The sequence below is a fragment of the Enterococcus sp. DIV1368b genome (assembly GCF_050529595.1).
Lineage (GTDB): Bacteria > Bacillota > Bacilli > Lactobacillales > Enterococcaceae > Enterococcus_B > Enterococcus_B mundtii.
The window spans coordinates 451,598-466,332 of the sequence record NZ_CP172883.1 but is presented as its reverse complement, the minus strand read 5'-3'; the positions used below and the strand labels follow the sequence as shown (position 1 = coordinate 466,332).

Genomic DNA, 14,735 nt, shown 5'->3' with positions numbered 1-14,735 from the left:
CGGTTATTAGAAAAATATACGAATGCTCACTTATGTACGACTTGTTTTCGTACACTTTTCCAATTATATATTACTTGAAAAATACACCTTAGAACGATTAAATCAGAAGTGGCATTTTTTTCTTCGTTTTTGTTGGTTTATTGCTCCTATAGATCATTAACTGTTCACTTCTCTGGATCTTATTCCATCGGAGAATTTGGTTGCGTGTTTTCTTTGTCTAATTGAACGATGACGGTCGTACCTACTTTTGGGATACTGTTATAACTGATTTTTCCATGATGCAATTCAACGATTTTTTTGACTAGTGATAAGCCCAGCCCATTCCCAGAAAATTGACGACTGGATTCCCCTTGATAAAATTTCTCAAAGAGTCGTGCTTGTGTTTCTTGATCCATTCCCACGCCAGAATCTGTCACTTCAACGATCACTTGAGTGGCATTTTGTGTTAGGCGAATCTTGATTTTCCCTTGTGGTTGATTGTACTTGATGGCATTGTCCATGAGATTCAGCCAGACTTGATATAGAAATTCTTCATTACCGACAAAGTTGACACTTTCTAGATCGATCTCCAGTTGAAGGTGTTCTTGCTCCCATTTAGGTTGTAAAAAAACAATCACTTCACGAATCTGTTCATCTAAACGAAAAGGGCGCTTTTCTAATTTGATTCGCTGATTTTCTAATTTATTCAATTTCAGTGTGTTCTCTGTCAATTGCGAAAGCTGAGTGATGCTCTCAATGATCCGTTGCAAGAAAACCTGCTTTTCTTCTTCTGAAATGTTAGGTGCCTGCAATAATTGGACGTATCCTTGGATCGTGGCAAGCGGCGTCTTGAATTCATGAGAAACATTGGAAACAAAGTCATTTCGTAACGTTTCGATACTACTCAATTCTTGGACCATCACGTTGAAATCTTTGTATAGTTGCTGCACTTCTTCGACTTTTTGTTGCTCATCCATCCGAATCGAAAAATCGCCAGTTGCTACTTTGCTCATATTCGTTCGTAAATCACTGATCGGCAGCAAGATCCGACGACCGACAAAGATCGAGATCCCTGTGCCCACCATCATACTAAATCCTGCAAAAACGACTAAAGGAAACCATGTCGCTTGTTGCTCTGAAGCAGGAACTGTTTTATGTGACAGTAAGAAAATAAAACCTAAGAAACACAACAAAGTAACTAAAATGGAAATAAACACAATGCAAGCAAAATAAATCCATAATTGCGAAAAGATTTTTTTACGCATCAAATCACCGCCTTATAGCCTAAGCCGCGAACTGTCATGATCTGGAAATCATCATTTTCAATAAAACGCGTGCGTAATCGTTTGATATGCACATCGATCGTCCGTTCTTCCGTATTGGTATCCAACCCCCATATATCATCCATTAATTGTTGCCGTGTAAAAATCTTATTTGGATAAGAAAGTAGTTTGTACAATAATTGAAATTCTTTTTGTGGAAGTAAGATGGCTTGATCTTGCTTGATCACTTCATAGGTTTCTTGGTTCAAGCTAGTTTGTCCGATGTTCAATTGGTGGCTATGATTGATTTTCGCTCGCCGTAACAAGGCTTCTACCCGCAATACCATTTCATTGACATCTACTGGTTTAGTCATATAGTCATCCGTTCCCAGTTGAAATCCCTTCTTTTTATCTTCAAAATCTGCTTTCGCTGTGATGATCAACACAGGGGTTTCTACGCGACTGCTTCGTAAAGTTTCCAACAGTTCATACCCATCCATCACAGGCATCATAATATCTGTGATGATCACATCCACTTGAGTACTCTCTAATCGCTTCAAAGCTTCGGTCCCATTTGCAACGGCGAAAACCAAAAAACCAGCGCGTTCTAAAACGGATTGATAAAGTTGTTGCAAACGCTCATCATCTTCTACTAATAATATTCGATTCATCATTTCTCCTCATGTAATTATTTGAAAAATTTCAGTTTTTTTTCTGATTGTTCATATTCAGTTAACATTCATTCATTATACTACGTTCGTTGTTCTGTTATACTTATTAGTATAACGAATATTTCAAACGGAAAGAAGGGTGACAATGTTACAATTAAAAGAGATAAAGAAATATTATAAAGTTGGTGAAACAACGACAAAAGCATTAGACGGCGTATCCGTCGCTTTTAGAAAAAAAGAATTTGTAGCCATTTTAGGCCCAAGTGGATCTGGTAAAACAACCATGTTGAACGTGATCGGCGGCTTGGATAATTATGACTCTGGCGATATGGTCATCAACGGGAAGTCCACAAAAGATTTTAAAGACAGCGATTGGGATGCTTATCGTAATAATTCCATCGGTTTTGTTTTCCAAAGCTATAACTTGATCGGGCATTTAGGGATCATTGAAAATGTTGAACTTGGCATGACATTAAGTGGTGTCTCTAAAGATGAAAAACGGAAAAAAGCGGAGGAATCATTGCGTCGTGTTGGATTGACCGACCACATGCACAAAAAACCCAATCAATTATCTGGTGGACAAATGCAACGTGTCGCAATTGCACGTGCTTTAGCCAATGACCCTGACATCCTTTTATGTGATGAGCCAACCGGTGCTTTAGACACAGAAACAAGTGTCCAAATTATGAAGTTGATTGAAGAACTATCCAATGAGAAACTAGTGATCATGGTCACACATAACCCTGAGTTGGCACATGAATATGCCGATCGGATCATTGAGTTCTCAGATGGAAAAATCGTTTCTGATTCTAATCCACATATCGAACGTCCAAAAGATGATCAATTTAATCTACGCCGGACAAAGATGAGCTTTTGGACCGCACTAAAATTATCTTTCAATAATATTCGCACGAAAAAAGGACGGACATTCTTGACTTCCTTTGCTTCAAGTATTGGGATTATCGGGATTGCGATCGTATTGGCCCTATCTACTGGATTCCAAAAACAAATTGACCAAACACAGTCAGAAACGATGGCTCGTTTTCCAATTACGATTTCCAGAGTCACCACTAGCCCACCTTCTGAATCGGATGGCTTGAGCTCTAATACAGCCGACTATCCAGATACGAAAACTGTTACAGCCAAGGTCAGCGACGAAGACCGGGCACAACATACGAATAACATCGACCAAGAATATGTTGATTATGTAACGAGTATCGATCCTGATTTAAGTAATAATATTGGTTTTACCCGCACGACTGGTATCAATTTGTTAAGAGATGTTGACGGCGAAGTACAGCCTGTTAGCTTTTCGAATCAAAACCCAGATTCTGAATCACTATCATTCTCAAGTGCGATGTCTTCCATGACTGGTGTGGGGGTTTCTAGTTTCCCAACACAACTAGATGACCAAAAAGACAATTTCTTAGAATCAAATTACTCATTACTTTCTGGTAGTTATCCTGCCTCTGCAAATGATGTCGTATTGATCGTGGATGGTAATAACAATACCAACATCAATGCGTTGAAAAATTTAGGCTTTGATGTGAAAGACGGCGAAACGCTTGATTTTGACAAAATCGTCGGAACGACTTTCAAATTAGTGAACAATGATACGTACTATACAAAATTACCGACAGGAAACTTCATTCCTAATACGGATTACCAAGCGATGTACGAAGATGCCTCCAGAGAAGTTAAGATTTCTGGTATTCTACGGGTCAAATCTTCTTCTACGATGAATCTGTTATCTCCGGGTATTGCTTACAGCGACCAATTGACAACAGAAATCGTCAATGAAAACAAAAATTCTGAAATCGTTCGAGCGCAAAAAGACAGCGATATGAACGTATTGACGACCGAAAAAGTAGATGACTCAGCAAAACAAACGCTGATCAGCTATTTAGGTGGAGACAGCTTACCTTCAAGTATCATGATCTATCCAAATAATTTTGGCGATAAAGAAGAGATTCTAAACTATTTAGATGAATTCAACAAAGGAAAATCAGATGAAGATAAAATCATCTATTCCGATTTAGCTGGAACGATGACCGAATTGACTGGTGGATTGATGGATGCGATCACGTATGTCTTGATTGCTTTTGCAGGTATTTCACTTGTAACAAGTATGATCATGATCAGCATCATCACTTATACTTCTGTGATCGAGCGGACGAAGGAAATCGGTGTCTTGAAAGCATTAGGTGCGCGTAAGAAAGATATCACACGGGTATTCGATGCAGAGACTTGTATCTTAGGGATTTCTTCTGGTTTACTAGGGGTCTTGATTGCTTGGCTAGCGACTTTCCCAATCAATAGTCTCTTGTACAATATGACTGATTTAGAAAATGTTGCTCAACTAAATCCTGTACACGCCTTGATTTTGATTGTTGTATCAACGATCTTAACGATGTTAGGCGGACACATCCCAGCTCGTATGGCAGCGAAGAAAGATGCAGCGATTGCTTTAAGAGCAGAATAGTAAAATATAATAGAAAAAAACACAGTTGGTTTTGACAAGTAATTTCAAAACCAACTGTATTTTTGCTTTATTCTTTTGGAAGTAACCTCTTCGGAAATAAGACGGAATCCACAAAAATTTGAAAAGCAATTTTCGTGGATTCCGTCTTATTTCTCGAGGCTGAACACTTCTGTTCCGACCTCATCCATACTGTGGATTTTTTTCTTTCCGCAACTGTTAATTCGATCACACTATTTGTTTGAATTTGAGAGACAAGATATGACTAGCGGTAAAGTAATAATTCACCCGGATGTTTTGACAACGGTTACTTTCACTATATCGCCAATATCCTTACCAATCTTTTGGCGAATGTCTTTGCGTATCCCTAAGATATAACAAATCGTGCTGTCTTCATTTTTTATGCCCATATTCACAATGCTACCTTCATAGGGTTCACCATCAAAAGTGGCAGAAACCTTGATTCTTCCAACATTGTACAATGCCTTCACATCATAAGGAAAGATGACGTATGCGCCACCTTTACCAACTTCAGAGGCATAGATTTTAGATTCAAATTTATGTATTTCAGTCATTATTTCCCTCCTTTTTTTCAGTATAACAAAGAAATGGAACCGATTGAATCAACAATAAGAAAAACTGTTCGTACTCGGCTGAAAAGACCTGAGTACGAACAGTTTTCCTTTTACTTCTTCACTTCTGCGACTAATTTTGCCAATGCTTGTTTTTGATAAGCTGTCGCTAAGTCTTTTGATACTTGTTGTTGTTCTTCTTGAGACATCGCTGGATTTTGGGCGATGGCTTTCATCAAGCCTTCTTTTACAAACTTTTGTGCATCGGCTTCCATCGTGTCTTTCTGTTCTTCGACACGTTTTGCCAATTCAGAGGCTTGGTCAGTATTTAATTCGATCCAATCATTCGGAAGTTTGAACGTATTGACCCGGCGTTCATATTCATGGTTGTTGTCCGCCAAGTTGAACCAGAATTTATATTGGTCATTTTTATAGAACCAATAAGTTGTTTCACTGATTTTTTCTGCTTTGCCTTCCGTTTGTTCAACCTTATTTGTTTCATTTTTTGTGCCAGTTGCTTTTGGTTCTTTTTGCTTGTCATCTGTTCGATATAAGTAGACTTTTTCTGTCCCATCTCCTAGTGACTGATAAAGCAACATATTTACGTCTGACTGATCCGCACTGGAAACGAGCGGAGTCGTTTTTGTTTCTGTCACTTCTTCCATACCAAAATGATTAGTGATATTTCCTACGATCAGTCCTAATGAGAGAACAAACAGTAAGCCAAAGACGAGTGAAAGAAGTGTTTGCCACCTTTTTTTGGCAAAAACATTCGTCAAAGCAAAGGCAATGACACTGGCAATCAATACGAAAATAATCATGCGTTATCCCCCACTTCCACCACTACTGGTTCTTTTCTTTTTAAGAAGAAAGCAATCGCAAAACCAATCAAGCCGAATATGATTGCGACAAAGAAGGCTGCATGGTATCCAGATAAAGTCGCATTGATTGCTTGATCTTTGTAGGCTAAAGGTGTACTTTTCAACACAGCATCCGTTGGTAGATTGTCTTTCGTAACATTCGTCAACACACTGATCAAAATCGCAGTTCCGATCGAACTTGCGATTTGGCGGAAGGTATTGTTCACCGCTGTTCCGTGACTGATCAAGTTGTTAGGTAAAGCATTCATTCCTGATGTTGTCACCGGCATCATGACCATCGAGATCCCAAACATTCGGATCGCATAAAGAATGACGATATACAAAACAGGTGTCGTTTCAGTCAAGAAGGCAAAAGGTGCTGTAGCTGCTGTTAGGATGAACATCCCAACAATCGCAAGACGTTTTGCCCCATGTTTGTCAAAGATCGCACCAGTGATCGGCATCATTGCCCCCATGATCAATGCACCAGGAAGCAACATCAAACCTGAGTGGAATGCCGATTCTCCACGAATATTTTGAATATATAAAGGAACGACCATTTCCGCTCCGACCATTGCCATATTCGTTACGCCTGCTAGGATCGCTGCAATTGTAAAGGTTGGTGATTTGAAGACACGCAACTCTAAGAATGGATGTTCTAAATGTAATTGACGCCAAGCAAATGCGGCGATGAAAATCACACCAACGATCAAGAAGCTGATTACTTTCGTACTTCCCCAACCGGCGTCTCCTACGCTTGAAAATCCGTATAGCAAACTACCAAATCCAATTGTTGAAAGAATGGCAGAGAAAATATCGATACTTGGATTGGATAAAGGAATCACACTCTTCATCAAAAAGAACGCAAGTACTAAAACAAGAACGACGATTGGAATAACCATTCCAAATAAATCGCGCCAATGATAGTTATCAATGATATAACCAGATAGTGTTGGGCCTAATGCTGGGGCTAATCCGATAACGATCCCAGACATTCCCATAGCAGAACCTCTTTTTTCTGGTGGGAAGATCGATAGCATGATATTTTGCAATAATGGCATAGATACCCCTACTCCACACGCTTGGATCAATCGTCCAATCAATAATGTACTAAAGTTAGGAGCAGTAAAACAGGTGATCGTCCCAATCAAAAAAATCGTCATAGCAGACAGATATAATTTTCTAGAACTGAACTTATTGATCAACCAAGCAGTAATCGGAATCATGATCCCGTTCACTAGTAAAAAGCCTGTTGTCAACCATTGCACATCAGAAGCTGAAATATCAAAAGCTTTCATCAATGTTGGAAAAGCAGTTGTCAATAAGGTCTGATTCAAGACCGTACAAAATGTCCCAATCAATAACACGACAACTAATAGTGTACGATTATATGGTTTTCCGTAAATATCTACGGGTTGATTCTTACTCATATTTCTCCTTCTTTCTGAATGTTTTCTGAAATCACTAAGATACTTTATTCCTATTTTTAACTTTTGTCAACCTACTTGACACGATAGTCAACAAAAGTATAATTAAGGGAACGACCAACAAAGGAGTGTGACGAATGGTGGGAGCTTCACTTAAACAATTATTGGAAAATGACCATTTATTAGTAGGCATCAGTGAATTGAGTGAGATCGTCGGAGTTTCACCACGACAATTGAGATACTGGGAACAAAAAGGCTTTATCCAATCCGTTACTGCTGACGCGAATTGTTCAAGAAAATACCGATTACCGACAGTGGTCAAAGTTGAGATCATCAAGAAATTTTTAGATGAAGGGTACACGTTGACCAAAGCCGCTGAAAAAGCACAAGAACGTTTAAACAAAATGAGCCATGTCCGAAAAGTATTCTCAAAATCCATTAAAGATATCCAGTTAATTGATGAACGTTACACACTCCTTTTAATTGGCGACTTCAATGATCTGGAACAGCTATGTATTATTCATGACGAAGAAACGGATGAACTATCTTATAAGATCCTTCCAGCAGATGAAACGATCGATCCTAAAAAAGTACTGGAAAAATAAGAAAAGATCGCAGGTTGATTTTTTTACTCCATTAAAACTTGTAGCCGACATGCTACAGTTAAATAAAAAGCCACCACGAGGTCTAGACAGAAGTGTTCATCCTCGAGAAATAAGGCGCCATCCACGAAAATTGTTTTTCAAATTTTTGTGGATGGCGCCTTTTTAAGTTGTTTGTCATAAACTTTCCATTTATTTTCTTATTTCTTGTTCCAATACTTGTGTCAACCAGTTGATATATTCGGTTTCTCGATTGATTGCGTGAGACAAGATCAGATAATGGCCATAATTTTCATGTTGGTCTTTTTCTGTCGGGAAAATCACTTGTTGTCGGACGAATAAATGCTGTCTTTTTTCTTCATGAAGCTCCTTTTGCTGTTCAAGGATCTCGATCCATGTTGGATCATTGATATCTTTCACAAAATACAGTTTCAAGACAAATTCGTCTCGATTGACTGGAAGTTCATTTGGCGATGTATGGATCCATTCGTTTAACAAAACACGCCCTTCTTCAGTCAGCTGATAAATTTTCTTTTCTAGCTTGACTCCAGTGATCCCTACTTCATGTTTGATGATTCCTAGTTCTTCCATTTTGGCCAGTTCAGGATAGATCTGACTATGCTTTGCCTGCCAGAATTCACCGATTTCATTTTTGAATGCTTGATTCAATTCATACCCCGTTTGATTTTTTTTGCTCAGTAATCCCAGTAATATATAGCGTAATGTATTTTTTCTAGCCATCAAAATTTCCTCCTTGACATTCTCTCAAAATCATTCTATCATAATCACGTAATCAAAAACATGTAAATTATTACATGTTTTAATTTAAAGGGAGATGTTTTACATGAAACAATTCAAAAACTTAGAAGATTTTATTGGAACTCACTTTATCTATACGTATGACAATGGTTGGGAATATGAATGGTATGCAAAAAATGACCACACCGTTGACTATCGTATTCATGGCGGAATGGTCAAAGGTCGTTGGGTCAAAGATCAAGAAGCAGATATTGTAAAATTAACAGATGGTGTTTTTAAAATCACTTGGACTGAACCAACTGGTACAGACGTTGCTTTAGACTTTATGCCAAATGAGAAAAAACTCCATGGCACGATTTTCTTCCCTAAATGGGTCGAAGAACATCCAGAGATCACTGTCACTTTCCAAAACGAACATATTGCGGAAATGGAAGCTGCTCGTGAAAAATATGAAACATACCCAAAACTAGTCGTTCCAGAATTTGCGACAATTACTTATATGGGTGATGCGGGTGTTGATAATGAAGATGTCATTAGCGAAGAACCTTATGAAGGCATGCCAAAAGACATTCGTGAAGGTCGTTACTTCGACGAAAACTACCGTCGCATCAATAAATAATCACTCTACCTCACTCGTATAAAATCAAAAGCCACTCCTTCAATTGATGAAGACCAGTGGCTTTTTGATCATTATAAACGGAGGCTTTTGTTTCTACCCTTTATTTTATTGTAAATAAATGTGGTCATTTAACTTTTCCAATTGATTTCTTTATGATTTACATAAATAATTTCATGTTATTTTCAAATTTTTTCTAATTCCTTGCCTCTCTTTTCATTAACCTTTATGATAAGTTTAGTTATTATATGAAAAGGAGCCAAACAGTTGAAAAAATATAGACCATATTTTTTGATTTTTATTTTCGCAATTATTTTCGTATTGCCAAATATATTATCACACAAATTGATCATCGGGGCTGATGCGCCATTTCATTACAATCGTTTTTATGATGCAGCCCAACAAATTATTCACGGAGACTTACACTACTTCCCATCGATGTATGGCTTTCAACAAAGCGGTCGGATCGTCAATGCAATCTACGGTCCCTTATTCTCATACTTTCAAGGGTTGATCGTACTCGTTGCTAGAAGTTGGTATCATTACCAGATTTTATCGAATTTTATCCTCTTCCTTATCGCAGGTTGGTCCATGTTGACTTTGTTGCGTTATGTAAAAGTACGTGAATGGGTAAGTGTACCGGTTTCAGTCCTGTTCATGACGACCTATTCGATCCAATATTGGGCTGTCAATCAAGGTTTTACGAGCTGGGGAACAGTATTTTATCCTTTATGTATGATCCCGCTCGTTGATTTCATCGTGCATAAAAAATTCCCTGTCCTCAAAGTAACTGCGGCGATTGCATTGATGACACAGATCCATCTGCTATCTTCTGTAATGCTAGTATTGATGTATATTCCTTTTTATGGGTATTATTTCTTCACACAAACCAACAAGGGAAAAGCTCTTTTACAATTAGGGAAATCAATTTTGCTTTACTTTATCCTAACGGCAAACATCTGGGTAGGTATGGCGATGGTTTACAGTGGGAATGAGATTCTTCCACCTTTCGTCAATCGACGCATGACAGAGAAATCAATCAATCTTGAGGGAAGTTACTGGTTGAATTATCCGAAAATCCTACCTGTCGTTTTATTTGCTGGATTTTTATGTTTCTTATTGTTCCGAAAAAGAGAAGAACTGTTTCCAAAACTTTTGTTGCGCACAAGTGTTGTGTTCTTCTTACTTTCAACCAGCCTGATCCCTTGGAATACATTAGTTGAAAACGAAGTACCATTTATTAGCTTGATCCAGTTTCCGTTTCGTTTCTTTGTTCCATTTACCTTGCTTTTCTTACTTTACTTTGCGATTGTCGCCAATCGTTGGGAAAACAAAACCTGGTTACGGATAGCTGCGACCTTACTGATCCTGATCAGTTCTGTTCAAACCATCCAAAACTTATACCGTCACCTCGATAAATGGGAAGATGAAACCTTTGTCAGTCGTCATACGTATTTGTTCGATACACCTGATGAAGCAAGAAAAACCTTCTATAGTCGTGATATGTCGAAAAGTTTATTTGTTTTCCAAAAGACAACACCAGACTATTTACCGATCTATAAACAAACGACAGCGAATAAATACGATCGCTACAATGAAGAAATTTTAGAAAATGAAACAACGTTTATCAAATCCCATCCTGATGGTCGGTTGAGCATCAAATGGAAAAACACTGGTGAGCCAACTGTTCATGTACCAGTCATTGTTTATGATCGCACCGTTTTGATGCAAAATGGACAGAAATTGACGGATTTTGAATTGACCGATATCGGGACACCGATCGTTAAGCAGCATAATGGCATCAACGAAATCATTCTCTATTACGACCTTCCAGTCTATTTCTACTTCGTTGTTGCTGCGACTATTGCCGGTTGGCTATCCTTTTTAGGCATCTATCTTTCACAAAAGTTTAATTTTAGGAAAGAAAAAAATGTGAAAATCAGCTAGACCATCATTTTTTAGATTATGTGAAACATCTATCATCTAGGCATAAGAATAAGCGAGGGTGTGACAGATTGACTGTCACACCCTCGCTTAGTTTTAAAATTCGAGAGTAGATAATTAATTTATCCTTTCTCAGCAGACATTCTCTTAGTTAATCGTTATATAAAACGTAAGCAGGTGGGTATGAAAAATCCTAAGACTTGTCAGCTCTTATTCGTTCGCTTTATCTTAATCAATCCAATCGTTCACCTCATCAAACTTATTTGAGTGAGTCCACCTACGGCAAAAAGCACCTATCTTATAGCTCCATTTCCACAGCTACCCCAAAATGATCGCTCACGATCGGGCCATTCGTCCCATCAAAGACGCGCGTATACGTACTGACTTTACTCTCCGTCGGAACGAAAATATAGTCGATTCGCAGTGCTTCTGCATTGTCTTCCCAGCCATCGATTTTTTTATCGATCGTGGCTTCTTCAGATTTTTGTTCGGCTAAAACATATGAATCTTTGATGTTCAATTGGTTATCTTCATTAACTAAGCGATACCCTTTCTCACCTGCTGGATTATTAAAATCGCCCATCAACAAGCAAGGTATTTGATAAGTCAAGAGTTCTTTCTGTAAGAATTGCCACTCGTAGGCAAAGCCAGTTTTTGTATCTGACCACCAAGAGAAATGACAGCTTGCGACAACGAGTGGTTGATTGTCAATAACTGTTTTGGCAACAAGAATCATGCGTGTACGGTAGTTTTCTTTTTCTTTTGTTTCAGACACTATGTATGCCCGACTAGTCAGAGGAGCCTTTGATAAAATGGCATTCCCTTCTTCATAATTGTCATAACCAATATGACTCATTTCCCAACTCCAAAAATAAGCTTCTCCTGCTTCAGCTAGTCGTTGGATCAAACAATAAGCGAAATTGTCTTTGTGGATGGGGGTCTGATTCGTTACTGGACAAAAACCGACTAGCTCTTGTTCATTTACGATTTCTGTTTCAATCAGTTGATTGACCTCTTGTAAAGCAATTACATCATAGCTCTCAACTAAAATCTTGTCTGCAAGCTCTTGTAGTTTAGTTATTGGTTCTTTTTCCAACCAACTATGTGTGTTCAATGTCATTATTTTCATTTTTTCGGAACCTCTCTTCTATTTTTACATAAAAATCAGAGACTGCTACGTCAGCGCTGATCATTGAAGAAATCTCTCCTCAATCGTCTCGCTTTTTCGTCACAATCTCTGATCACTTCTTTTATTTATTATAGCTTGATTTTTCCGATTTCTGTACCCATTTCAACAGAACCAAGTGTAGTGATCGCAATTTCTTTCACTTTATCATCTGTGAAAACAACCATGATCGTTGTATCTTTTCCTTGTTCTTTGACTTTTGCAAGATCCATGCGTGCAATCGGCATGCCTGGTGTGACTTCTTGTCCTTCTTTCACAGATACTTCAAATGCAGGTTGCGCCATTTGGACAGTATCGATTCCCATGTGGATCAGTACTTCTGCGCCTTCAGCTGTTTCCATCCCGATGGCGTGTTTCGTTGGGAATACGCTAACGATTTTACCCGCTACTGGAGCAGTGATCGTATCTGTTTCAGGAATGACAGCAAAACCGTCACCCATCATTTTTTGTGAGAATACTGGATCATTGACCGCTGCTAAAGCAATCACTTCTCCTTTGGCTACTGCGTACAATTCTTTTTCGATTCCTAATGCTGCTGTCGCTGTTTCTTTTTCCATCACGACTTCTTTGACTTGTGGTTCAGGAATATCTGCCCCTGATTGCAACAAATCTTCAATATCTGATTTTAACACATCTGCTTTTGGCCCATAAACTGCTTGGACACCATTGTCTTTGACGATCAAGCCCATTGCACCAGCACGTTTCCACGCGTCTTCTGAACCAACTCTGCCTCGATCTGCCACTGTTACACGTAAACGCGTCATACAAGCATCCACGTCTTTGATATTTTCTTTTCCACCTAATAAATGGATGATTTGGATAACTTGTTGATCCGCAGCTCCTGTTGTCGTGCCAGCGGTTGTTTCTTCACTATCATTGTCATAGTTTCCGTTACGTCCTGGTGTCGCAAAGTTGAATTTCTTGATCAAGAAGTTTGCTAAGAAATAAGTGACTACGCCAAAGAGAATGACACAGATGACGAAGTTGATCAAATCGCCGCCAAGTCCTGCTTTGATCCCTAATGGTGTTCGCGTCAATAATTCGATATTCCCGAAGGAGTGGACACGTAATGGTAAGATATCCGCCATCGCAAAAGCTGCCCCTTGGATCACTGCATAGATCGCATACAGTGGAACTGCCGCAAACATAAACATAAATTCTAGTGGTTCTGTTACCCCTGTTAAAAAGACAGCTAAAGCAGCGGAGAAATACATGGATTTGTATTTTGCTTTTTTGTCTGGATCGACATTGCGATACATCGCAAGCGCCATCCCCATCAAAATACCAGAAGAACCAATCATCTGACCGACTTTGAAACGTGCCGGTGTCCAATTATTCAAGACGAATTCATATTGTGCCATGTCTCCTGCACCTCGCAGGTTCACTAAGTCAGTTGCCCATGCTAACCATAATGGATCTTGACCAAATACCTGTGTACCGGCTTGTGCGCCAGATAGAATCTCATATGTTCCACCTAATTGCGTATAGTTGATTGGAATCGTCAACATGTGGTGTAAACCAAAAGGTAGTAATAACCGTTCTAATGTTCCATATAAAAATGGTGCTAAAATTGGTGCGCTATCTTGCGATTGTGCAATCCATAAACCAAAGTTGTTGATTCCTGCTTGAATGGCTGGCCAGACAGCTGCCAAAATAAGAGCTACAATCGTTGACCAAAGAATCACTACAAAAGGAACAAATCGTTTCCCATTAAAGAAAGAAAGTGCATCTGGTAATTTACGGTAGTTATAGTATTTGTTATAAGCCATCGCACCGACGAACCCAGCGATGATCCCTACGAATACCCCCATATTCAATGCAGGAGCTTCTAAGACACTCGTAAAGAATCCTTTCACCATGATTCGTGTACCGAACAACGTATGTGTGAAGGCATCTTCGTTTGCTAACATCTCTGTTGTGACACCGAAGATCGCTCCTGTGATCCGATTGATCAAAACAAACGAGATTCCGGCAGCGAATGCACCACCCGCTCGTTCTTTTGCCCAACTACCACCTATCGCTAATGCAAATAATAAATGCAAGTTCCCAATAATTGCCCAACCAATACTTTCAAGAACGCCACCCGTAGTGACAAGTGCTGCCATGTTCGGGTTGATCAATGGGATCGATTTCCCGATACTGATCATTAAACCAGCAGCTGGCATAACTGCTACAACGACCATTAAAGCCTTTCCAAATTTCTGCCAAAAATCAAAACTAAACATTTTCTTCAATTTCTATCTCTCCTTTACGCAATCGGTTTCGTTAATCCGTATTATAGAGGTAATTCCTTTTTTTGTAAATGCTTTATTTTTATTTTATTTATTTTTTTATCCAAAAGCATGATACATCTAATATATTAAGAATGATATAGATAA

12 protein-coding genes are annotated in these 14,735 nt (G+C 38.8%); 4 read left to right on the top strand and 8 right to left on the bottom strand.

Going from position 1 to position 14,735, the window contains the following annotated elements; translation table 11 throughout:
• Window positions 1–179: 179 nt before the first annotated feature.
• Window positions 180–1,244, bottom strand: coding sequence for a HAMP domain-containing sensor histidine kinase (locus tag IGJ19_RS02195; protein WP_074800393.1), 1,065 nt, complete (start codon window positions 1,242–1,244; stop codon window positions 180–182).
• Entirely contained in the window at window positions 1,244–1,912 is a 669-nt protein-coding gene (locus IGJ19_RS02190; protein ID WP_074800396.1) for a response regulator transcription factor, read from the bottom strand. The genes IGJ19_RS02195 and IGJ19_RS02190 overlap by 1 nt, the downstream gene beginning before the upstream one ends.
• A gap of 145 nt (window positions 1,913–2,057) precedes the next feature.
• On the opposite strand from IGJ19_RS02190, the gene IGJ19_RS02185 reads away from it, so the two are divergent.
• Window positions 2,058–4,394, top strand: coding sequence for an ABC transporter ATP-binding protein/permease (locus tag IGJ19_RS02185; RefSeq protein ID WP_108173391.1), 2,337 nt, complete (start codon window positions 2,058–2,060; stop codon window positions 4,392–4,394).
• Between the two features lie 281 nt (window positions 4,395–4,675).
• On the opposite strand, the gene IGJ19_RS02180 is transcribed toward IGJ19_RS02185, so the two are convergent.
• From IGJ19_RS02180 to IGJ19_RS02170, 3 genes are all read right to left on the bottom strand, one after another.
• Window positions 4,676–4,966, bottom strand: coding sequence for a DUF1905 domain-containing protein (locus tag IGJ19_RS02180; RefSeq protein ID WP_074800402.1), 291 nt, complete (start codon window positions 4,964–4,966; stop codon window positions 4,676–4,678).
• 110 nt (window positions 4,967–5,076) lie between these two features.
• Entirely contained in the window at window positions 5,077–5,784 is a 708-nt protein-coding gene (locus tag IGJ19_RS02175; RefSeq protein WP_430604356.1) for a DUF4811 domain-containing protein, read from the bottom strand.
• Complete coding sequence (locus IGJ19_RS02170) at window positions 5,781–7,253, bottom strand: MDR family MFS transporter (protein ID WP_195513430.1); 1,473 nt, start codon at window positions 7,251–7,253, stop codon at window positions 5,781–5,783. Before IGJ19_RS02170 ends, IGJ19_RS02175 begins: the two co-directional genes overlap by 4 nt.
• Before the next feature lie 134 nt (window positions 7,254–7,387).
• Between IGJ19_RS02170 and IGJ19_RS02165 the strand changes: the two genes are divergently transcribed.
• Complete coding sequence (locus tag IGJ19_RS02165; protein WP_430604355.1) at window positions 7,388–7,855, top strand: MerR family transcriptional regulator; 468 nt, start codon at window positions 7,388–7,390, stop codon at window positions 7,853–7,855.
• Window positions 7,856–8,044: 189 nt separating this feature from the next.
• Here the strand turns inward: IGJ19_RS02165 and IGJ19_RS02160 are convergent, their stop codons facing one another.
• On the bottom strand, window positions 8,045–8,593 hold the full coding sequence (locus IGJ19_RS02160; protein WP_065096533.1) for a PadR family transcriptional regulator: 549 nt from the start codon (window positions 8,591–8,593) through the stop codon (window positions 8,045–8,047).
• A 103-nt stretch (window positions 8,594–8,696) separates the two neighbouring features.
• On the opposite strand from IGJ19_RS02160, the gene IGJ19_RS02155 reads away from it, so the two are divergent.
• Both IGJ19_RS02155 and IGJ19_RS02150 read left to right on the top strand, forming a co-directional pair.
• Window positions 8,697–9,230: a phenolic acid decarboxylase gene (locus IGJ19_RS02155; protein WP_023519065.1), complete on the top strand. Its 534-nt coding sequence runs from the start codon at window positions 8,697–8,699 to the stop codon at window positions 9,228–9,230.
• A gap of 264 nt (window positions 9,231–9,494) precedes the next feature.
• Window positions 9,495–11,174 carry a hypothetical protein gene (locus IGJ19_RS02150; protein WP_086335411.1) on the top strand — a complete coding sequence of 560 codons (1,680 nt, stop codon included), beginning with the start codon at window positions 9,495–9,497 and terminating at the stop codon, window positions 11,172–11,174.
• A gap of 295 nt (window positions 11,175–11,469) precedes the next feature.
• Here the strand turns inward: IGJ19_RS02150 and IGJ19_RS02145 are convergent, their stop codons facing one another.
• Window positions 11,470–12,300 carry an endonuclease/exonuclease/phosphatase family protein gene (locus IGJ19_RS02145; RefSeq protein ID WP_430604354.1) on the bottom strand — a complete coding sequence of 277 codons (831 nt, stop codon included), beginning with the start codon at window positions 12,298–12,300 and terminating at the stop codon, window positions 11,470–11,472.
• 128 nt (window positions 12,301–12,428) lie between these two features.
• A complete protein-coding gene (locus IGJ19_RS02140; protein WP_074800414.1) occupies window positions 12,429–14,591 on the bottom strand; it encodes a PTS transporter subunit IIBC in 2,163 nt (720 codons plus the stop codon).
• Between the last annotated feature and the right edge of the window lie 144 nt (window positions 14,592–14,735).

Coding starts and splice junctions, on each gene's coding strand:
- IGJ19_RS02195 (WP_074800393.1), bottom strand. CDS start 1,244: ATGCGTAAAAAAATCTTTTCGCAATTATGGATTTATTTTGCTTGCATT.
- IGJ19_RS02190 (WP_074800396.1), bottom strand. CDS start 1,912: ATGAATCGAATATTATTAGTAGAAGATGATGAGCGTTTGCAACAACTT.
- IGJ19_RS02185 (WP_108173391.1), top strand. CDS start 2,058: ATGTTACAATTAAAAGAGATAAAGAAATATTATAAAGTTGGTGAAACA.
- IGJ19_RS02180 (WP_074800402.1), bottom strand. CDS start 4,966: ATGACTGAAATACATAAATTTGAATCTAAAATCTATGCCTCTGAAGTT.
- IGJ19_RS02175 (WP_430604356.1), bottom strand. CDS start 5,784: ATGATTATTTTCGTATTGATTGCCAGTGTCATTGCCTTTGCTTTGACG.
- IGJ19_RS02170 (WP_195513430.1), bottom strand. CDS start 7,253: ATGAGTAAGAATCAACCCGTAGATATTTACGGAAAACCATATAATCGT.
- IGJ19_RS02165 (WP_430604355.1), top strand. CDS start 7,388: ATGGTGGGAGCTTCACTTAAACAATTATTGGAAAATGACCATTTATTA.
- IGJ19_RS02160 (WP_065096533.1), bottom strand. CDS start 8,593: ATGGCTAGAAAAAATACATTACGCTATATATTACTGGGATTACTGAGC.
- IGJ19_RS02155 (WP_023519065.1), top strand. CDS start 8,697: ATGAAACAATTCAAAAACTTAGAAGATTTTATTGGAACTCACTTTATC.
- IGJ19_RS02145 (WP_430604354.1), bottom strand. CDS start 12,300: ATGAAAATAATGACATTGAACACACATAGTTGGTTGGAAAAAGAACCA.